Origin of the sequence: Isoptericola sp. b408 (genome assembly GCF_030588085.1) — a bacterium.
In the GTDB taxonomy this organism is placed as follows: Bacteria; Actinomycetota; Actinomycetes; order Actinomycetales; family Cellulomonadaceae; genus Isoptericola; species Isoptericola sediminis.
Map to the genome: position 1 here is coordinate 99,618 of NZ_JAUQYQ010000005.1, position 18,654 is coordinate 118,271.

Here is an 18,654-nt window from a genome sequence, read left to right on the forward strand (position 1 = left end):
GGAGGAGTAGCGGTAGGATCGCATGATGACTACTCCTCCTCCGGTCCTCTCGTCCGTCACACCCTCCGAGGACGACGACCGCCCGGCGGACGACGCCGCCGACGCTCCCCCGGCACCGGTCACCGCCCGGGAGCGGGTGTTCGCCGCGGCCGACGCACTGCTGGCGGATGACGAGCCGGTGACGGTCAGCACCGTGCGCGACCGGGCGGGGTGCTCCAACGCCACGGCCACCACCCACCTGCGCGCCTGGCGGACGCAGCGCGCCGAGGACGCCGCCGACGCGGCGCGCCTGCCCGACCTGCCGCGGTCGGTCGAGCTGCTGGTCGAGCGCGGGGTCGCCGGCCTCTGGGGCGAGGCGGTGCGACGGGCGCGCGACGAGCACGCCGAGGAGACCGCGACGCTGCAGGAGCGTGCGGCCTCGGCGCGTGAGGACGCCGACCGGCTGGCCCGCGCCGCCGACACCGCGGCCGCCGAGCGGGACGAGGCCCGCGCCGACCTCGCCGAGGCACGGGCCGAGACCCAGCGGCTGCGGAACCTCCTGGACGAGGCCGGGCTCGCCCGCGAGCAGGCGGCCGCCGCGGCGCGTCGGGCCGAGGGTCAGGCCGAGGAGCTGCGTGCCGAGCTGGCACGGGCGCACGCCGAGACCGTGGCGCTGCGCGAGGACCTCACCGCCGCGGTGGACGCCCGCGCGGCCGCGGCCGAGCAGCGCGCCGAGGCGCGCGCCGCGCTGAGCGGCGTCCAGGAGACGCTGGCCGAGGCCCGCTCCGCGCTGGAGTCGGTGCGCGGCGAGCACCAGCGCGGCGAGGACGAGCGGGCCCGTCTGGCCGCCGAGCTCACCGCGGCCCGGTCCGCGAGCGACCGGCTCGAGGGCGAGGCCGCCCGGCTGCGCGACGAGCTGGCCGCGGCCCGGTCCCGCGCGGACGACGCCGCCCGCGACGGGGCGGCCCAGGCGGCGGCCCGGGCGCGGGCCGAGGGCGAGCTCGCCGGGCTGCGCGCGTCGGCGACCGCGGCGGAGGGGACGGGGACCCCGGACACCCCGGAGGCGACGGCCTGAGCCGACGCCTCCGGGGGCTCAGTACCAGCCGCCGCGGGTGTGCTGGAAGATCAGGTTCGTCTCGGTCAGCGCCACCCCGGGGTTGGCCGAGAGGTTCTCGATGACGAACTCGTTGAGCACGTCCGTGTCCGGGGCGGTGACGTGCACGAAGAAGTCGTGGGCGCCGCCCAGCAGGTAGACGTCCAGCACACCCGGCAGCCTCGCCAGCTCGCGGGCGAACGCCGGCAGGTGCGACCGCGCCGCCCCCTGCATGCGCACGGCGATGACGGCCTGCAGGGGCCGGCCCGCCAGCGCCGGGTCGACGTCGGCGTGGAAGCCGCGGATGACCCCCTCGTCGCGCAGGCGCCGCACCCGCGTCAGGCACGTCGACGGCGCGATCCCCACCTGCGCGGCCAGGGCGTTGTTCGGCACGCGGGCGTCCTCGGCGAGCGCCGCGAGCAGCCGGTGGTCGATCGCGTCCAGGCGCACCGCCGCGCGGGCGCGCCGCTCCAGACCCGGTGCGGCCTCGGGCCGGGACCGAACATCCTGCGAACGAGATGTGCGCGACGCCCGCGTGGACGAAGAACTCGATGCCATCCATCGACAGTACCGAAGAAACCGCCGATCTGACCGCGCACACCGAACGGAGGCGGCACACTGGTGGTGAGCGCCGTCACATCCGGTCGGCGCGTCCGCGCTCGCGACCCGAGCCGACCGAGAGGGCCACGATGGACGTCGCCGTCCCGAAGGAAGTCAAGAACCACGAAGACCGCGTCGCCATCACCCCGGCCGGCGTGCACGAGCTGGTCACGCGCGGACACACCGTGCACGTCCAGGCCGGTGCCGGCCTCGGCGCCGGGATCACCGACGCCCAGTACGCCGAGGAGGGCGCCCGCATCGTCGAGGGCGCCGCCGCGACCTGGGCGGCCGGCGAGATGGTGCTCAAGGTCAAGGAACCCGTCGCCGAGGAGTACCACCTCCTGCGCGAGGACCAGCTGCTGTTCACCTACCTGCACCTCGCCGCGGACAAGGCCCTCACCGAGGAGCTGCTCGCCCGGCGCGTCACCTCCGTGGCCTACGAGACCGTCCAGCACGCCGACGGCTTCCTGCCGCTGCTGGCCCCGATGTCCGAGGTCGCGGGCCGGCTCGCCACCCAGGTCGGGGCGGCCACCCTGCAGAACGCCGCCGGCGGCCGCGGGGTGCTGCTCGGCGGTGTGCCCGGCGTGCCGGCCGCGCAGGTCGTCATCATCGGTGCCGGCACCTCGGGGATGAACGCCGCCCGCATCGCCGTGGGCATGGGCGCCCACGTCACCCTGCTGGACACCAACGTCGACGTGCTGCGCGCCGCGGACCGCGAGTTCGCCGGCCGCGTGCAGACCCTGACGTCCAACCGGCTCAGCCTGCGCCAGGCCGTGCTCGAGGCCGACCTGGTCATCGGCGCCGTCCTGCTGCCCGGCGCCAAGGCCCCCGTCCTGGTGCCCAACGAGCTCGTGGCCCAGATGCGGCCCGGTGCGGTGCTGGTCGACATCGCGATCGACCAGGGCGGCTGCTTCGCGGACTCGCGGCCCACGACCCACGACCAGCCCACCTACCCGGTGCACGACACCGTGTTCTACTGCGTGGCCAACATGCCCGGCGCCGTGCCGCGCACCTCCACCTACGCCCTGACCAACGTCACGCTGCCCTACGCCGTGGCGCTCGCGGACTCGGGCTGGCGCGAGGCGCTGCGCGCCGACGCCGCGCTCGCGCGCGGGCTCAACACCCACGCCGGTCACATCACGCACGCGGGGGTCGCCCAGGCCCACGGCCTGGACCACCGCGAGGTCGCCGGGGTGCTGTGAGCCGACCCCGCCGCGGATCGACGCCCGCGCCCGGCACCGCCGGTCGCGGGCGTCCGCGCGCTCCGGCGGCGCTCGTCCTGGCCGGCGTCGTGCTGGCCGGGTGCCAGCCGGCCGGACCGGACGACGGCGACGGCGCCCCGTCCTCCGCGACGACGGCGGACGCCCAGCGCCACCCGGACGTGCTGGAGGTGGTGGCCGACTGCTCGGGCGAGACCTGCGACCTCGAGGTCACGATGAGCTCGCCGTACGACACCCCCGAGCGGTACGCTGACGGCTGGCGGGTGCTGACCCCCGACGGCACCGAGCTGGCGGTGCACACGCTGGCCCACGACCACGCCGGCGAGCAGCCGTTCACGCGCACCCAGCGCGGCGTCGAGATCCCGCGGGAGGTCGAGGCGGTCGTCGTCGAGGGGCGCGACCAGGTCCACGGCTTCGGCGGGCGGACCGTGACGGTGACCCTGCCCGACCGCTGAGCCCGCGCGCCGACGTCGTTCCTGGTCAGGCGTCCGGGAAGCCCTGCGGGTTGGCCTGCTGCCAGCGCCAGGTGTCGGCGCACATGTCGTCGATCGTCTTGTGCGCACGCCAGCCCAGCTCGGTGTGCGCCCGCGTGGGGTCGGCCCAGAACGCCGGCAGGTCACCGGCGCGGCGCGGACCGATCTCGTAGGGCAGCTCGCGGCCGGTCGCGCGCTCGAAGGCGTGCAGCATCTGCAGCACCGAGGTGCCGGTGCCGGTGCCGAGGTTGAACGCCCGCACCGGCTCGACCATCGCGTCGAGGTGCTCCAGGGCGGCCACGTGCCCGGCGGCGAGGTCCTCGACGTGCAGGTAGTCGCGCTCGCAGGTGCCGTCCGCGGTCGGGTAGTCGTCGCCGAACACCGTCAGGCGCTCGCGGCGGCCCACCGCCACCTGGGCGATGAACGGCATGAGGTTGTTCGGGATGCCCTGGGGGTCCTCGCCGATCTGGCCCGACGGGTGGGCGCCGACGGGGTTGAAGTAGCGCAGCAGCGCCACCCGCAGCCCGTCGGTGGCGGCGGCGACGTCGGTCATGATGCGCTCGATCATGACCTTCGTCTGCCCGTACGGCGAGGAGGAGGACAGGTGCTCGTAGTCCTCGACGTACGGCACCGGGGCGTGCTCGCCGTAGACGGTCGCCGAGGAGGAGAACACCAGCCGGTGCACGTCGTGGCGGCGCATCGCCTCCAGCAGCGACAGCGTGGAGTCGATGTTGTTGCGGTAGTACGCCAGCGGCTTGGCCACGGACTCCCCCACCGCCTTGAACCCGGCGAAGTGCACGACCGCGTCGAAGGTCTCGTGCGCGAACAGCCGCTCGGTCTTCTCGGCGTCGGTCAGGTCGATCGCGTGCACCGGCACGTGCCGGCCGGACAGGGCCTCCAGCCGGCCGATGACGCTCGGCTTGGCGTTGGAGAAGTCGTCGACCACGACGACGTCGTGGCCGGAGGCCAGCAGGGACAGGACCGTGTGGGAACCGATGTAGCCGGCTCCGCCGGAGACCAGGACGCGCATGGGCCCGAGCGTACCCGGACCTGCGCGTCCGCCCCGACGGCGGACCGGTCAGGAGCCGCCGAGCAGCTCGGCGAAGTCGGGGGTGTCGCCGAACGGGTCGTCCTGCGGGCCCGCGGCCGGGCGGGCGCCCACGGCCTCGGCGAGCTCGCGGCCCGCCCGCGCGATGCGGCGCGGCAGGGCGCCGTCGTCGTCCTGGCCGGCCCAGTCGTCGGTGGCCGCGAAGACCGCGGTGGGCACCACCTGGGCGCGCAGGTAGGTCAGCAGCGGGCGCATCGAGTAGTCCAGCGCCAGGGAGTGCCGCGCGGTGCCGCCGGTCGCCCCGAGCAGCACCGGCGTCCCGGTCAGGGCGTCGGGGTCGACGATGTCGAGGAACGACTTGAACAGCCCCGAGTAGGTCGTGGTGAACAGCGGGCTGACCAGGACCAGGCCGTCGGCGTTCGTGACGGTGTCCAGGGCGTCGGCGAGGTCGCCGGCGGGGAACCGGGTCAGCATCGCGTCGACGATGGCGTGCGCGTGCTCGCGCAGCTCGACGACCTCGACGTCGACCTCGTGCCCGGCGGCGCGCAGCTCGTCGGCGGCGGCGCCGGCCAGCCGGTCGGCGAGCAGCCGGGTCGAGGACGGCTGGGACAGCCCCGCGGTGACGACCGCGAGGGTGCGGCGGGTGCTCATCGGAGGACCTCCTCGGCTCGGGTGCCGGTCACGGCGTCGCCGCCGTCGCCGACGTGCGTGGCGCCGGAGCGGCCGGCCGTGCGGGCGGCGGCGACGCGTTCGGCGTGGGTGGGCGGGTTCAGCGGCACGTCCTCGGCGGGCCGCTTGGCCTCGACGATCGTGCGCAGCGCGGGCACGATCTCCTCGGCCAGCAGGTCGATCTGCTCCAGGACGGTCTTCAGGGGCAGGCCGGCGTGGTCGATGAGGAACATCTGGCGCTGGTAGTAGCCGACGTCCTCGACGAACGCGCCGTAGCGGTCGATGACCTGCTGGGGCGAGCCGACGGTCAGCGGCGTCTGGGCGGAGAAGTCCTCCAGGCTCGGGCCGTGGCCGTAGACCGGCGCGACGTCGAAGTAGGGGCGGAACTCGCGCACCGCGTCCTGGGAGTTCTTGCGCACGAACACCTGGCCGCCCAGGCCCACGATCGCCTGGTCGGCACGCCCGTGGCCGTGGTGCTCGTAGCGCTGGCGGTAGAACCGCACCATCTGCTTGGTGTGGTGCATGGGCCAGAAGATGTTGTTGTGCAGGAACCCGTCGCCGTAGTAGGCGGCCTGCTCGGCGATCTCCGGGGACCGGATGGAGCCGTGCCAGACGAACGGCGGCACCCCGTCCAAGGGCCGCGGGGTGGAGGTGAAGCCCTGCAGCGGGGTGCGGAACTGCCCGCTCCAGTCCACGACGTCCTCGGTCCACAGCCGGCGCAGCAGCGCGTAGTTCTCGATCGCGAGCGGGATGCCGTTGCGGATGTCCTGGCCGAACCAGGGGTAGACGGGACCGGTGTTGCCGCGGCCCATCATCAGGTCCATGCGGCCGTCGGAGACGACCTGGAGCATCGCGTACTCCTCGGCCAGGCGCACCGGGTCGTTGGTGGTGATCAGGGTGGTGGCCGTGGACAGCGTGATGTTCTCGGTGACGCCGGCCAGGTAGCCGAGCAGCGTGGTGGGGCTCGAGGCCACGAACGGCGGGTTGTGGTGCTCGCCGGTGGCGAAGACGTCCAGGCCCGCGGCGTCGGCGTGCCGGGCGATGGTCAGCATCGAGCGCACCCGCTCGGTGTCGTCCGGGGTGCGGCCGGTGGTGGGGTCCGTCGTGACGTCCGAGACGGAGAAGATGCCGAACTGCACGTTGCACTCCTGTCGGTCCTCTGCATGCGTTTGCATGCACTCGCGCCAACCCGTCGGTGCCGTCGATTGTTCCCGGCGCACGCCCCGCCCGGGTGACGTCACCCACACCAGGGTGCCGCACAAGGCTCTCGACTTGCGAGCGGGGGCGGTCCTCGCCACATTGGGTCCCGTCGCCGGACCCGGAACCCGAGGAGCCGGTACGCTTCACCGGACCTTCACGCCCGGGCGGAACAACCGCCGTCGGCGGCGCGTTGGATCCCACGGCCCCCTGAAACCCGACCTGTGGAGGACGACATGCCCGACCGCTCTCTGCGTGGCATGAGCATCGGCAGCAAGAGCATGGAGTCCGACGAGGGCGTGGACTTCGCCCCGCGATTCCAGGCGCACTACGACTGCCCCAACGGCCACACCATCATCCTGCCGTTCTCCACCGACGCCGAGGTTCCCCCGATCTGGGAGTGCCAGTGCGGTGGGGAGGCCCTGCTGCGGGACGCGGAGCGTCCTGACGCCAAGCCGACCAAGCCGCAGCGCACCCACTGGGACATGCTGCTCGAGCGCCGCACCGTCTCCGAGCTCGAGGAGCTCCTCGACGAGCGGCTCGAGCTGCTGCGCGCCGGCAAGCTGCGCCGCTCGGCCTGACGTCGGCCGGCCCGGCGCCCGGCTCGACACGCACGATCAAGGGCGGCCCTCCCGCGGGAGGGCCGCCCTTCGTCGTGCCCGGCACCGCCGGTCGGGCGGGCGCCGGGGCGCGGTCAGGGGCGCCGCCGCCCGCCGGGCAGCAGCCGGCGCAGCTGGCGGCCGCGGTGCGCCAGGCCCCACGCGGTCACCTTCGTCAGCGCCTCGACCACGATCGCCCGCGACATCTTCGACTCCCCCACCGTGCGCTCGACGAACGTGATCGGCACCTCGGCGACGGTGCCGCCGCCGCGCAGCACCCGCCAGGTCATGTCCACCTGGAAGCAGTAGCCGTGCGACTCCACGGCGGCCAGGTCGATCGCCCGCAGCGTGTCCGCCCGGAAGGCGCGGAACCCCCCGGTGGCGTCCCGCACGGCCACGCCCAGCAGCAGCCGCACGTAGGTGTTGCCGCCGCGGGAGAGCAGCTGGCGGTGCCACGGCCAGTTCACGACCCGGCCCCCGGGCACCCAGCGCGAGCCGAGCACCAGACCGGGGGCGTCGGGGTCCGCCGCACGGTCCAGCAGCCGTGACAGCTCCTCGGGCCGGTGGGAGCCGTCGGCGTCCATCTCGCACAGCACGTCGTAGCCGCGCCCGAGCCCCCAGCCGAACCCGGCGACGTAGGCCGCGCCGAGCCCGCCCTTGCCGGTGCGGTGCAGCACGTGCACTCGTGGGTCCCGGGCCGCGACCTCCTCGGCCCATCGCCCGGTGCCGTCCGGCGAGGCGTCGTCGACCACCAGCACGTCCACGTCCGGCTGCGCGGTGCGCAGCCGTTCCAGCGTGCCCGGCAGCGACTCGCGTTCGTCGTACGTGGGGATGATGACCAGCGTGCTCACGACTCTCCTCCCGCGCGACGGCGGCTGACGAGGGCCGAGACCGCACCGGCGGCCACGAGCAGCACGGCCGCGGCCTCCACGACGATCCCCGGCCCCTCCCCGGCGCGCACCGCCGGGGTCATGGTGGTGCGCAGCGGCAGCTCCGCCACGAGCTGGTCGGCGGTGAACAGGTCGGTCGCCGCCACCAGCGTGCCGTCCGGTGCCACGACGCCCGAGACCCCCACGGTGGAGATCTGCACCGCCGCGCGACCGGTGGTCATCGCCTGCATGCGGGTCATGGCCAGCTGCTGGGTGGACTCCGCGGTGTACCCGAACGAGGCGTTGTTCGTCGGGACCACCAGCACCTGCGCACCGCGCCGCACCGCGTCCCGCACGATCTCGTCGTAGGCGACCTCGAAGCAGATCGCCGTGGCCATCGGCACCGTGGGCCCGTCCGGGCGCGGCAGGTCGACCACGGCCGGCTCGGTGCCCGCCAGCATGTCGTTGGTGACCCGGTCCACCTGGGCCGAGAACAGCCGCACGAACCCGCGCAGCGGGATGTACTCCCCGAACGGGGCCGGGTGCTGCTTGGCGTACCGGTCGATCACCCCGGCCCCCGGCTGCCACAGCAGGGACACGTTGTACCGGCCACCGGTCTCGGGGTACTCCTGGGCGCCCACCAGGATCGGGGCACCCACCCGCGCCGCGGTCGCGTCGAGCGCCGCGGCGACGTCGTCGGCCTCCTGCGGGTCCAGGTCCGATCCGTTCTCCGGCCACAGCACCACGTCGAGGTCGAGGTCGCGGCCGGCCAGCGCGTCGGTGCCGTCCAGGTGGTTGGTCAGCACCTCGGCCCGGTTGGCGAACGACCCCAGGCCGGGTTCGGCCACGTTGCCCTGCACCGCGCCGGCCCGCAGCACGGGGCCCGGTCCCTCGTGGGTGGCCGTGCCCGCGTCCACCACGACCGTGTCCAGGTCCGCGGTCGCCACCGGCTCCGGCGGCACGGGGCCGGCCGGCAGCGGCAGCGCCGCCGGCGCCACCGCCAGGACCACCGCGCCGAGCACGCCGGCCCCGGCACCCAGCAGCGCCGGCCGCACCGCACGACCCGCCCGCCGGGCACGGACCGCCGCCAGCACCCGGCCCGCGGCCACCGCACCGAGCACCCCGACCAGCGCCACCAGCAACGAGACCGCGACCGTGCCGCCCAGCCAGGCCGCCCGTCCGGTCGGGGCGTCCACCATCGTCCAGGCCAGCCGGCCCCACGGGAAGCCGCCGAACGGCACCTGCGAGCGGGCCTGCTCCACCCCGACGAACAGCACCGCGAACGCCGCCGCGTGCCCGAGCGTGCGCAGCACCGCGGTCGCGGCGGACGCGCCCGGGTCCGGCAGGGCCAGCGCCGGCCAGCGGCGCGCCCACGTCCACACCGCCCCCAGCAGCGCCCAGAACGCCGCCTGCAGGGTGGCCAGCGCCAGCCACGGCACGGTGTCCGTGGCGAAGTTCGCCCACCAGATGTGCGGCAACCAGAACGACCAGCCGGCCACCAGCCCCACCAGCGCGTTCCACGCGGCCGCGCGCCGGCCCGTGCGGCGCCAGGCCGCGAACAGCAGGCCCACCGCCACGAACGCCGCCGGCCAGGCCCCCACGTCGGGGAAAGCGGTCCACAGCACCACCCCGGCGGCGACGCCCAGCAGCAGCGTCGCCGACCGCGACGTCATCCAGGACGCCGGCGCGGCGGAGGCGCTCGCGGACGCGGGGGACGGGGCGGGATCGGTCACGGTGCTCATCCGCTCAGCCGTCGAGCACGTCGTGCAGCACGACGCCGTCCCGCACGGTGCGCAGGCACTGCGGGGCCGGCGCGTCCTCGGACAGGTCCGGCAGCAGCGGCTGGCCGGCACGCGCCTCGGGGTTCCACTGCGACAGCCGGCCCGGCGCGGACTGCACGGCCAGCGACCCGGTGCGCCACACCGCCAGGTGCGCCGGTGCACCGACGCGCAGCTCGCCGGCACCGGTGTGGTCCAGCCCGGCCAGGCGCCAGCCGCCGCGGGAGTGGGCGCGGAACGCCGAGCGGGCGCTGACCCGCTGGGAGGGGTCCGCGTGCCCGATCGCCGCGCGGACCGCCTGCCAGGGGTCCAGCGGGGTCACCGGACTGTCGGACCCGAACGCGATCGGCACCCCCGCCCCGGCCAGGTCCGCGAACGGCGACAGGTTCGCCGCGCGCGGCCCGCCGAGCCGCGTGGTGTACATGCCGTCCGGGCCGCCCCAGGTCGAGTCGTACGCCGGCTGGATCGACAGCCCCATGCCGTACAGCAGCAGCGAGGCCAGGGCCGCGGCGTCCACGAACAGGGCGTGCTCGATGCGGTGGTGCCCGCCGCGCAGCGTGGCGGCGTCCGCGCGGCCCACCGCGACCTCCAGCCCCTCGACGAGCTCGTCCATGGCCCGGTCGCCCACGACGTGCAGGCCGCCCTGGACCCCGGCGGCCGAGCAGGCCAGCAGGTGGGTGGCGATCTGGTCGGCCGACAGGTACAGCCGGCCGGTGCGCTCGCGGGCCTCCGACGGCAGGTCCGTGTAGGGCGAGGTCAGGGCCGCGGTGCGCGAACCGAGGGTGCCGTCCACGGTCAGGTCCCCGCCGATGCCGGTCAGGAACGGCAGCTCGGCCAGCAGCGCCCGGGCGTCCTCGGGACCGGTGCACAGCTCGGCGCGGTAGGCGGTCACGTGCGGCAGCCGCTGGTCGGGGTCGGCGGCGAGCGACATCAGCGCGGTCAGGCCCTCGCGGGTGTCCACGTGCGGGGTGCTCATCTCGTGCACGGCCACGATGCCGCGCGCGGCGGCCTGCGACAGCGCCTCGCGGTACAGCGTCTCGCGTCGCGCGGGGTCCAGGTCGTGCACGGCGGCGCGGGCGCTCGCGTACGCCTGCCCGCCGACGAGCCCGGTGCCGTCCCAGTCCGGGGTGCGGTCCAGGCCGGTGCGGGCGGCGAGCGAGGACGAGGCCAGCGCGCTGTGTCCGTCGACGCGCACCGCGAGCGTGGGCCGTCCCCCGGTGGCGGCGTCCAGCTCGCTCAGCCAGGGGGCGCGACCTTCGGGCCAGGCGCCCTCGTCCCACCCGAGGGCGAGCAGGATCTGCTGCCCGCCGGGGTCGGCGGCGTCCAGGTCGCGGGCGGCGGCCGCCAGGCGGTCCAGGGCGGCGGCCAGGCTGTGGCCGCCGGCGGCCGGGGACAGGTCGACGCCCGCGGCGGTCAGCCCCGTCTCGAGGGCGTGCACGTGGGCGTCGACGAACCCGGGAGTGACCAGCGCGCCGTCGAGGTCGACGACCTCGTCGGCACGGGCGGCCAGACCGGCGGCGGTGTCCTCGGCGCCGAGCCAGGCCACCACCCCGTCGTCGACGAGCAGGGCCTCGGCGAACGGGTCCGCGGCCGAGTGGACGACACCGTTGCGGTACAGGGTGGAGGTCACGGCCGAAAGCCTAGGGCACCGCGGGGGTGCCCCGGGGAACCGGCGGCCCGGGATCAGACCGTGGAGTGCGCCACGACACCGCGCAGCACCGCGTCCTGGGCGGCCCGCGCCCGGCCCCGCAGCGGCGGCCCGGCGGCCGCGGCGAGCTGGTCGAGCACGTCGACGACCTGCTTGCACCAGCGCACGAAGTCACCCGCCGCGATGTCGGTGCCGCGCAGCACCGTGTCGAGGCTGGCGCCCGAGGCCCACTGGTGCACGGGGGCGGTCAGCGCGGTGTCCAGGGTGCCGGTCACCTCCAGGCGATGGGCGGCCTCCAGCTCGGTGACACGGGCCCACACGGCGGCGGTCGCGTCCACGGCGTCGGCGAGCCGGCGCCCCGGCACCCCCGCCAGACCGGTCTGGGCCTCCTCACGCCGCCCGGCGTACACCACCACCGACACGGCGGCGGCCAGCTCGGCGGGTCGCAGCTCGTCCCACACGCCCTGGCGCAGGCACTCGGCCAGCAGCAGGTCGTCCTCGGCGTACAGCCGGCCCAGCCGGCGTCCGGACTCGGTGACCTGCAGCCCGTCGTCGCCGCGGTGCAGGTAGTCCAGCTCGGTCAGCACGTCGCAGATCCGGTCGAACGTGCGGGCGATGGACCCGGTGCGGCCCTCGATGCGCCGGACCAGCGCGTCCTGCTCGCGGGCGAGCGTCTCGGCGCGCTGGGCCCACCGCAGGTGGTCCTCCCGCTCCGGGCAGCCGTGGACCGGGTGGGCGCGCAGGTCGCCGCGCAGCCGCTGCAGCTCGCGGTCGGAGGCGACGTCACCGCCCCGCTCGCGCGCGTCGCGCCCGGCCGGGTCGTTACCGGGGGCGGACCGCTCCCCCAGCGCGTTGCGCAGGCTGGAGGCCAGGTCCCGCCGGTCGGCGGGCCGGCGGGAGTTGAAGCTCTTCGGGATGCGCACACGGGTCACGGTGCGCACCCCGTCGGGGGTGTCGGCGACGGTGAGCTTCTTGACCTGCCGCTCCTGGGTCAGCACCGTCGGGCGCGGCCCGTCGAAGCCGCCCTCGTCGCCGCCGGGGTCCAGCACGACCACGAAGCCGCGCCGCCGACCCGACGGCACCTCGGCGACGTCGCCACGCCGCAGCCGCGACAGCGAGTCGATCGCGTCGGCGCGGCGCGCCCCCTTGGCGGCGCGGGACAGCTCCTTCTCCCGGGCGGTGATGGCCCGCCGGATCGTGAGGTAGCCCTCGACGTCGCCGTGCTCGCAGTGCGCGGCGCCGCGGTAGCCCTCCAGCGCCTCGGCGTGCGCCTGGGCCTGCTTGGCCAGGTCGACCACGCCCCGGTCGGCCTGGAACTGCGCGAAGCTGGTCTCCAGCACCTCGCGGGCACGTTCGGCGCCGACCTGGCCGACGAGGTTGACCGCCATGTTGTACGTCGGGCGGAAGCTGGAGCGCAGCGGGTACAGCCGGCGCGACGCGAGCCCGGCCAGGGCCACCGGGTCCAGGCCCACGTGGTCGACGACGACGGCGTGGCCCTCGACGTCGATGCCGCGCCGTCCGGCGCGTCCGGTCAGCTGGGTGTACTCCCCCGGCGTGATGGGCTGGTGGGCGGTGCCGTCGAACTTCACCAGCTTTTCCAGCACCACCGACCGGGCGGGCATGTTGATGCCGAGCGCGAGCGTCTCGGTGGCGAACACGACCTTGACCAGCCCGCGGGCGAACAGCTCCTCGACGGTCTCCTTGAACACCGGCAGCAGCCCGGCGTGGTGGGCGGCCACGCCCCGTGCCAGCGCGTGCTGCCACTGCCAGAAGCCCAGCACCTCCAGGTCCTCGGGCGGCACGGTGACCGTGCGCTCCTCGATCACCCGGCGGATCTCGGCCTCCTCCTCGGCGTTGGTCAGGCGCAGCCCGGCGCGCAGGCACTGCTCGACGGCGCCCTCGCAGCCGGCGCGGGAGAAGATGAAGTAGATCGCCGGCAGCAGGGCGTCCTCGTCGAGCGCCTCGACCACGGCGTACCGGCGCGGCACGCGGCGCTGCGGGACCACGCCCTGGTCGCCGCCGCGCCCGCCGCGACCGCGGTAGCCGCGGTCCCCGCGGCCACGGCGTCGGGCGCCCGGCGCGGACCCGGCGCGGCCGTGCGTGCGGAACAGCCGGGCCAGGTCGGGGTCGATCGGCGGGTTGGTGCCGGGGTCGGTGGGGTCGACGTGCCCCGCGTACAGGTCGAACAGGCGCGGGTGCCCGCGCGGCTCGTCCGGGGCGGTGATGACGTGCTGCCACAGCGGCACCGGGCGGTGCTCGCTGACCACCACGGCGGTGTCGCCGCGCACGGTGGCGAGCCAGTCGCCGAACTCCTCGGCGTTGGACACCGTCGCCGACAGCGAGACGAGCTGGACGTGGTCGGGCAGGTGGATGATGACCTCCTCCCACACCGGGCCGCGGAACCGGTCGGCGAGGTAGTGCACCTCGTCCATCACCACGTAGGCCAGCCCCTCCAGCGTGGTCGAGCCGGCGTAGAGCATGTTGCGCAGCACCTCGGTGGTCATCACGACCACCGGCGCGTCGCCGTTGATGGAGGTGTCGCCGGTCAGCAGCCCGACGGCGTCGACGCCGTGCCGGTCGACGAGGTCGTGGTACTTCTGGTTGCTCAGCGCCTTGATGGGCGTGGTGTAGAAGGTCTTGCCGCCGCGGGCGAGCGCCAGGTGCACGGCGAACTCGCCGACCACGGTCTTGCCGGCGCCGGTGGGGGCCGCCACCAGGACGCCGCGGCCGCGCTCCAGGGCGGCGCAGGCCTCGGCCTGGAAGTCGTCGAGCTCGAAGTCGACCAGGGAGCGGAACCGGCCGAGCTCCCCGGCCTCGGCCCGCGCGCGGGCCGAGCGGGCCCGGGCGGCGGCGTAACGTTCGGCGGGGCTGGGTACTGCCGTCATGCCGTCAGCCTACGGCTCAGGCCGAGGTCAGCACCTGCAGCGCCCCGGGCACCGCGCGGGCGGTCAGGGGCAGCGCGGACAGCGCCTCCCCGTCGCCGTGGGCCACCGGCCAGACGGTGCCGGGCTCGGCGTCCGGGCCGGGGCTGATCGTCACCGCCCGGGCGCGCAGCACGTGCACGTCGCGCCGGCGGACGTGGGTGCCGGCGTACATGAACGGGAAGATGCTCGCCGCGGCAGCCCGGGAGGTGATCGGCGCCACGAGCACGTCGAGCAGCCCGTCGTCGACCCGCGCGTGCGGGGTGACGCGGATGCCGCCGCCGATGCGGTCGACGTTGGCGGCGGTGACCATCGCGGCACGCCCCTGCCAGGTCGGGCGGCCCGGGTCGCCGGCCAGCGCCAGCCCGCCGTCGTCGACGACGTCGGTGAGCTCCAGGCGGTAGTCCCACGCCCGGAACCGGGCCAGCTCGGCCAGGGCGGCCACGGTGTAGCGAGCGGGACCGCGCGGGTGCCGCATCCGCAGCGCCCGGGCGCTGACGGCGGCGTCCAGCCCGGCCGAGACCGCGCCGGCCACCCAGCGCGGGGGGTCGTGCGGGCCGGTGACCTCGATGGCGTCCACGGCGCGGCGGGTGCCGTGCTCCAGGGCCGCCACGACGTGGTCGACGGCGTCCAGCGGGTCGTCGGGCAGCCCGAGCACGGCGGCGAAGTCGTTGCCGGTCCCCACCGGCACCACCCCGAGCGGGGTGCCGGTGCCCGCGGTCGCGCCCGCTCCCAGGTGGACCATGCCGTCGCCGCCGACCACCACCAGGGCCTCCAGGTCGTGCCGGGCGGCCAGGCGCGCGGCCGTCGCCGCCCCGTCGGGGCCGGACAGGTCGCTGACCCGGTGCCCCGCCCGCCGCAGCCGGTCGGTGGCCACCGTGGCGATCACGCGGCCGCGGCCCGCCCCGGCGGTGGGGTTGACCACCAGCCCGACGTGGTGGGCGCCGGTCCGTGCCGCGGCGCTCACTCGACGGGGGCGACGCGGCGCCGGTCGACGCGGCGGTCGTGCACGAAGCAGATCCCGGTCGCCACGAAGTACAGCGCGGCGATGGGCAGCGCGATCCCGAACATGCTCAGCACGTCCATGGTCGGGGTGACGATCGCGGCGAAGAGGAACGAGACGAGGATCGCCCAGCGCCAGCCCGCGAGCCAGGTGCGCGCGCGCACGAGGCCCATCAGGTTGAGCACCACCATGAACACCGGCACCAGGAACGCGATGCCGCACGCCAGGATCAGGCGCATCACGAAGCTGAGGTAGAGCTGGGCGCCGATGAGGTTCGAGCCGCCCTCGGGCACGAAGTCGTTGAGGACCTCGACCACGAACGGCAGCACCGACCAGGCCAGCAGCGCCCCGGCCAGGAACATCGGCACCGCCGCGGTCAGGAACCCGAAGACGTAGCGGCGCTCGGAGCGGGTCAGACCCGGGGTGATGAACGCGAAGACCTGGTACAGCCACCAGGGGCTGGAGACGATCACTGCCAGGAACAGCGAGACCTTGACCCGCATGTCGATCGCGGTGGCCACGCCGTCGAAGTTCAGCCCGATCAGCGCGCCGCGCCGGTCCGCCGCCATCTCCAGGGGACGCATCAGCGCGTCCAGCAGCGGGTCGTACAGGATCCAGCCGACGATCGCGCCGAGCAGCAGGCCGATCGCGATGCGCACGATCCGCCGCCGCGCCTCGACCAGGTGCTCGCGCAGCGGCATCCGCCCCTCGGGATCCCGGGGGGTTCGAGCCATCAGCCCGCTCTCAGGACTGGTGCGGGTCGGGACGACCCGAGCCCTGCGCCGGGGCCTCGCCCTGCGGCGGCTGCGCCGACGACGCCGACGGGGCGCCGTCCTGCGCACCGGTGCCCTGCGTCGTGGTGCCCGACGCGGTGGACCGCGAGGTCGTGGTGTCGTTGTCGTCGTCGTCCTCGCCCAGGTCCTTGATCTCCTTCTTGAAGATCTTCAGCGACGAACCGACGCTGCGGGCCACGTCCGGCAGACGGTTGGCCCCGAACAGCAGCACGACCAGCAGGATCAGCGCGATGATCACAGCCGGGTTGCGGAAGATACCCACGGACTTCAACTCCCAGGACGTTCGGACGTGCCGCGACCGGCACGCAAGCCCAGTGTAGGCCGACACCGGTGTGCGACGGAACACACGCCCGCCCCGCGGCGCCGGTCAGGGGTGCCGGTCAGCGCGGCGCTCGGCCTGCCGGCGTTCCAGCCAGGTGCTCTCGGACCAGGTGCGCCACACCGCGGCCTGGTCCACGCGTCGCCGGTCGCGCCGCTCCCAGCGGTCCCGCCGCAGCTGCTCGCGCCGCGCCCGCAGCACCGCACGGTCCTCGAACATCGTCGCCGTGATCCGCGGCGGGTCGGCCTGCGCGGCCGCGGCCGCCGCCCCGACACGCTCCGCCGCCTCGCCCCACGTGCTGCCCGCCTCCGCGGCGGTGCGCAGCAGCGCGAGCCCGGTGCGCACCACGCGCCAGGCCAGCCACGCCAGGAACACCACGGCGGCCAGCGCCAGCACGGTCCAGATCCAACCCCACACGCCCGCCAGCCTAGCCCTCGTCGTAGGCGGCCAGCGCCTCCCGCGCCGCCGCGGCCACCTCCGCGGCCACCTGCGGCGGCTCCACCGCCAGCACGTCCACCGCGTGGGTGAGCAGCAGCCGGCGCAGCCACGCCGGGTTCGTCACCCGCAGCCGCACCTCGAACGACCCGTCGGCCAGGTCCGTGACCTCCTCGACCGGCACCTCCTCGGCCACCCAGCGCGCCGCCGAGCGCCAGCGCACCCGCGCCTCACGCGCCCGCCCGGCGGCGTCCGCGACCACCTGCGCGGCCACGTCCACGTCGGCGTCCGTCCCGCGCGCCTCCACCGGCACGTCCAGCAGCTCGGCGCCCAGCACCCGGTCCACCCGGAAGGTGCGCCGCCCCCCGGCGCGGTGGCACCAGCCCACCAGGTAGGTCGCCCCCGACTGCGTCAGCAGCCGCCACGGGTCCACGTCCCGCTCGCTGGTGACGTCCGCCGCGTCCACGTACCGCAGCCGCACCCGGCGCCCGGCCGCCAGCGCCTGCGACAGCACCCCCAGCGTCGCCACGTCCTCCGGGCCGCCCAGGCGCACGTCCACGGCGCTCGCGGCCTCGCCGGTGGCGGCGGTGAGCTTGTCCAGCGCGCCGGTGACCACGGCCGCCCGGGCCGGGTCGGCCTGCACGGCGGGGGTGGTGCTCATGGCGCGCAGGGCGGCCACGAGCGCGACGGCCTCCCGGGTGCCCAGCCGCAGGGGGCGGGTCAGGCCACGGGACTGGGTGAGGCTGACCAGCCCCTCCTCCAGGGAGAACGCGTCGAAGTCGATGAGGTCGTCGGGCATGTAGCCGGGCGTGCCGGAGACCCACAGGGCGTCGATGTCCTCGCGCAGCCGGGCCGGGGTGACGCCGAACCGGTGGGCGAGCTCCTCGACGTCGACCGGGCCGGCGCCGTCGAGGTAGGCGACGATGCCCAGCAGGCGCACCAGCCGGTCGTCGGCGCGTTCAGCCACGGTCGGCCTCCTCCTCCGGGCGCGTGGACAGGGCGGCGGCGGCCCGCAGCCGGCGCAGCACCTCGGCGCGCAGGTCGGGCGGGTCCAGCACGACCACGGCCGCGCCGTAGCCCGCGACCTCGTCGGCGAAGGTCGTCAGGCTGCCGTAGGGCACCGTGACCAGGTCCCGCCCGGCAGGAGCCGCCGGGGTGCCGGGACGCGCGACCGCCGGGACGGTGTCCGCCGCCCGGGCGCGCAGCGCGGTGGCGCGCTCGGGCACCACCGCGAGCAGCGCGGTGCTGTCGTGGCGCACGCGGGCGCCCAGGGCCGCGTCGACGTCCACCCGGTCGGGCAGCTCGTAGGCGTGCGGCGTCGCGCCGAGGCGGACCCGGCCCTCGATGCGCGAGAGCCGGAAGACGCGTTCGGCGTCCCGGTCGCGGTCGTGGCCCACCAGGTACCAGCCACCGCCGCGGGCGGCGATGCGCCACGGCTCGACCTGCCGGGTGCGCACCTGCCCGGTGGAGGCGGCGCGGTAGCGGAAGCTGACGACCCGCCGTTCGGAGATCGCCTCCAGCAGCGGCCCGTAGGCGTCGCCGGCAGCCCGCACCCGGGGTGTCAGCCCGGCCACCGCGTCCCCGACGGCGTCGCCGGCGCCGGCGGCGGCGAGCTTGGTCATCGCCCGCGACATGTCGGTGCGCAGCGTCTTGTCGGACCACAGCTGGGCGGCCAGGGCGACCACCCCCAGCTCGGCCGGGGTGAGGTCGACCGCGCCCAGGGCGTAGGCCTCGTTGTCGATGCGGTAGCCGACCTCGTCGCTGTGCCCGCTGCCCTCGACCGTGACGATCGGCACCCCGAGCGCACGCAACGTGTCCTTGTCCCGCTCGAACATCCGCTCGAACGCCTCGGTCGAGGCCGCGGCGTCGTAGCCGTGCACGCCCGCGCGGACCTGCTGCTTCGTCATCGCCGCCGAGGTGTTCACCAGCGCGATGACGAGGTTGAGCAGCCGCTCGTCGGGTCGTGTCGGCGGCCCGCCCGCCGCGATCTCACCAGCCATCGGCCACCA

General features: G+C 75.6%; 18 protein-coding genes. 4 read left to right on the plus strand and 14 right to left on the minus strand.

What is annotated here, in order from left to right; translation table 11 throughout:
• The first annotated feature begins 25 nt into the window (after positions 1–25).
• A complete protein-coding gene (locus Q6347_RS14065; protein ID WP_304607679.1) occupies positions 26–1,054 on the plus strand; it encodes a DNA-binding protein in 1,029 nt (342 codons plus the stop codon).
• Positions 1,055–1,072: 18 nt separating this feature from the next.
• Here the strand turns inward: Q6347_RS14065 and Q6347_RS14070 are convergent, their stop codons facing one another.
• Positions 1,073–1,630 (minus strand): Lrp/AsnC family transcriptional regulator, encoded by a 558-nt coding sequence (locus Q6347_RS14070; RefSeq protein WP_304607680.1) that lies wholly within the window; start codon positions 1,628–1,630, stop codon positions 1,073–1,075.
• A gap of 131 nt (positions 1,631–1,761) precedes the next feature.
• Between Q6347_RS14070 and ald the strand changes: the two genes are divergently transcribed.
• Complete coding sequence (ald, locus tag Q6347_RS14075) at positions 1,762–2,874, plus strand: alanine dehydrogenase (protein WP_304607681.1); 1,113 nt, start codon at positions 1,762–1,764, stop codon at positions 2,872–2,874.
• Positions 2,871–3,347: a hypothetical protein gene (locus Q6347_RS14080; RefSeq protein ID WP_304603903.1), complete on the plus strand. Its 477-nt coding sequence runs from the start codon at positions 2,871–2,873 to the stop codon at positions 3,345–3,347. The genes ald and Q6347_RS14080 overlap by 4 nt, the downstream gene beginning before the upstream one ends.
• Before the next feature lie 25 nt (positions 3,348–3,372).
• Here Q6347_RS14080 and galE read toward each other — a convergent pair whose 3' ends face one another.
• From galE to Q6347_RS14095, 3 genes are read right to left on the minus strand one after another with little or no spacing between them, the layout of a single operon-like run.
• Positions 3,373–4,395: a UDP-glucose 4-epimerase GalE gene (galE, locus tag Q6347_RS14085; protein WP_304603904.1), complete on the minus strand. Its 1,023-nt coding sequence runs from the start codon at positions 4,393–4,395 to the stop codon at positions 3,373–3,375.
• Between the two features lie 48 nt (positions 4,396–4,443).
• Positions 4,444–5,064 (minus strand): FMN reductase, encoded by a 621-nt coding sequence (locus Q6347_RS14090; protein ID WP_171245785.1) that lies wholly within the window; start codon positions 5,062–5,064, stop codon positions 4,444–4,446.
• Positions 5,061–6,221 carry an LLM class flavin-dependent oxidoreductase gene (locus Q6347_RS14095; RefSeq protein ID WP_171245784.1) on the minus strand — a complete coding sequence of 387 codons (1,161 nt, stop codon included), beginning with the start codon at positions 6,219–6,221 and terminating at the stop codon, positions 5,061–5,063. The genes Q6347_RS14090 and Q6347_RS14095 overlap by 4 nt, the downstream gene beginning before the upstream one ends.
• A 294-nt stretch (positions 6,222–6,515) precedes the next feature.
• Between Q6347_RS14095 and Q6347_RS14100 the strand changes: the two genes are divergently transcribed.
• Entirely contained in the window at positions 6,516–6,860 is a 345-nt protein-coding gene (locus tag Q6347_RS14100; protein WP_171245783.1) for an RNA polymerase-binding protein RbpA, read from the plus strand.
• Between the two features lie 113 nt (positions 6,861–6,973).
• On the opposite strand, the gene Q6347_RS14105 is transcribed toward Q6347_RS14100, so the two are convergent.
• From Q6347_RS14105 to Q6347_RS14150, 10 genes are all read right to left on the minus strand, one after another.
• Entirely contained in the window at positions 6,974–7,729 is a 756-nt protein-coding gene (locus tag Q6347_RS14105; protein WP_304603905.1) for a polyprenol monophosphomannose synthase, read from the minus strand.
• On the minus strand, positions 7,726–9,489 hold the full coding sequence (gene lnt, locus Q6347_RS14110) for an apolipoprotein N-acyltransferase (protein ID WP_304607682.1): 1,764 nt from the start codon (positions 9,487–9,489) through the stop codon (positions 7,726–7,728). The genes Q6347_RS14105 and lnt overlap by 4 nt, the downstream gene beginning before the upstream one ends.
• 4 nt (positions 9,490–9,493) lie before the next feature.
• Positions 9,494–11,155, minus strand: a complete 1,662-nt coding sequence (locus tag Q6347_RS14115; protein WP_304607683.1) for an amidohydrolase — start codon at positions 11,153–11,155, stop codon at positions 9,494–9,496.
• Positions 11,156–11,208: 53 nt separating this feature from the next.
• Positions 11,209–14,058: an RNA helicase gene (locus Q6347_RS14120; protein ID WP_304607684.1), complete on the minus strand. Its 2,850-nt coding sequence runs from the start codon at positions 14,056–14,058 to the stop codon at positions 11,209–11,211.
• Positions 14,059–14,074: 16 nt separating this feature from the next.
• A complete protein-coding gene (locus Q6347_RS14125) occupies positions 14,075–15,061 on the minus strand; it encodes a diacylglycerol kinase family protein (RefSeq protein ID WP_304607685.1) in 987 nt (328 codons plus the stop codon).
• Positions 15,058–15,831, minus strand: a complete 774-nt coding sequence (tatC, locus tag Q6347_RS14130) for a twin-arginine translocase subunit TatC (RefSeq protein WP_343035560.1) — start codon at positions 15,829–15,831, stop codon at positions 15,058–15,060. The genes Q6347_RS14125 and tatC overlap by 4 nt, the downstream gene beginning before the upstream one ends.
• Positions 15,832–15,841: 10 nt before the next feature.
• Positions 15,842–16,153, minus strand: coding sequence for a twin-arginine translocase TatA/TatE family subunit (locus Q6347_RS14135; protein WP_171245777.1), 312 nt, complete (start codon positions 16,151–16,153; stop codon positions 15,842–15,844).
• A gap of 105 nt (positions 16,154–16,258) precedes the next feature.
• Complete coding sequence (locus tag Q6347_RS14140; protein WP_304603910.1) at positions 16,259–16,627, minus strand: hypothetical protein; 369 nt, start codon at positions 16,625–16,627, stop codon at positions 16,259–16,261.
• Positions 16,628–16,637: 10 nt separating this feature from the next.
• A complete protein-coding gene (locus tag Q6347_RS14145) occupies positions 16,638–17,612 on the minus strand; it encodes a YafY family protein (protein WP_304607686.1) in 975 nt (324 codons plus the stop codon).
• Positions 17,605–18,645 (minus strand): YafY family protein, encoded by a 1,041-nt coding sequence (locus Q6347_RS14150; RefSeq protein WP_304603911.1) that lies wholly within the window; start codon positions 18,643–18,645, stop codon positions 17,605–17,607. Before Q6347_RS14150 ends, Q6347_RS14145 begins: the two co-directional genes overlap by 8 nt.
• Between the last annotated feature and the right edge of the window lie 9 nt (positions 18,646–18,654).

Excerpts from the sequence above, each read along its gene's own strand:
- galE (WP_304603904.1), bottom strand. The coding sequence starts at position 4,395 with ATGCGCGTCCTGGTCTCCGGCGGAGCCGGCTACATCGGTTCCCACACG.
- Q6347_RS14090 (WP_171245785.1), bottom strand. The coding sequence starts at position 5,064 with ATGAGCACCCGCCGCACCCTCGCGGTCGTCACCGCGGGGCTGTCCCAG.
- ald (WP_304607681.1), top strand. The coding sequence starts at position 1,762 with ATGGACGTCGCCGTCCCGAAGGAAGTCAAGAACCACGAAGACCGCGTC.
- lnt (WP_304607682.1), bottom strand. The coding sequence starts at position 9,489 with ATGAGCACCGTGACCGATCCCGCCCCGTCCCCCGCGTCCGCGAGCGCC.
- Q6347_RS14065 (WP_304607679.1), top strand. The coding sequence starts at position 26 with ATGACTACTCCTCCTCCGGTCCTCTCGTCCGTCACACCCTCCGAGGAC.
- Q6347_RS14150 (WP_304603911.1), bottom strand. The coding sequence starts at position 18,645 with ATGGCTGGTGAGATCGCGGCGGGCGGGCCGCCGACACGACCCGACGAG.
- tatC (WP_343035560.1), bottom strand. The coding sequence starts at position 15,831 with ATGGCTCGAACCCCCCGGGATCCCGAGGGGCGGATGCCGCTGCGCGAG.
- Q6347_RS14120 (WP_304607684.1), bottom strand. The coding sequence starts at position 14,058 with ATGACGGCAGTACCCAGCCCCGCCGAACGTTACGCCGCCGCCCGGGCC.
- Q6347_RS14070 (WP_304607680.1), bottom strand. The coding sequence starts at position 1,630 with ATGGCATCGAGTTCTTCGTCCACGCGGGCGTCGCGCACATCTCGTTCG.
- Q6347_RS14100 (WP_171245783.1), top strand. The coding sequence starts at position 6,516 with ATGCCCGACCGCTCTCTGCGTGGCATGAGCATCGGCAGCAAGAGCATG.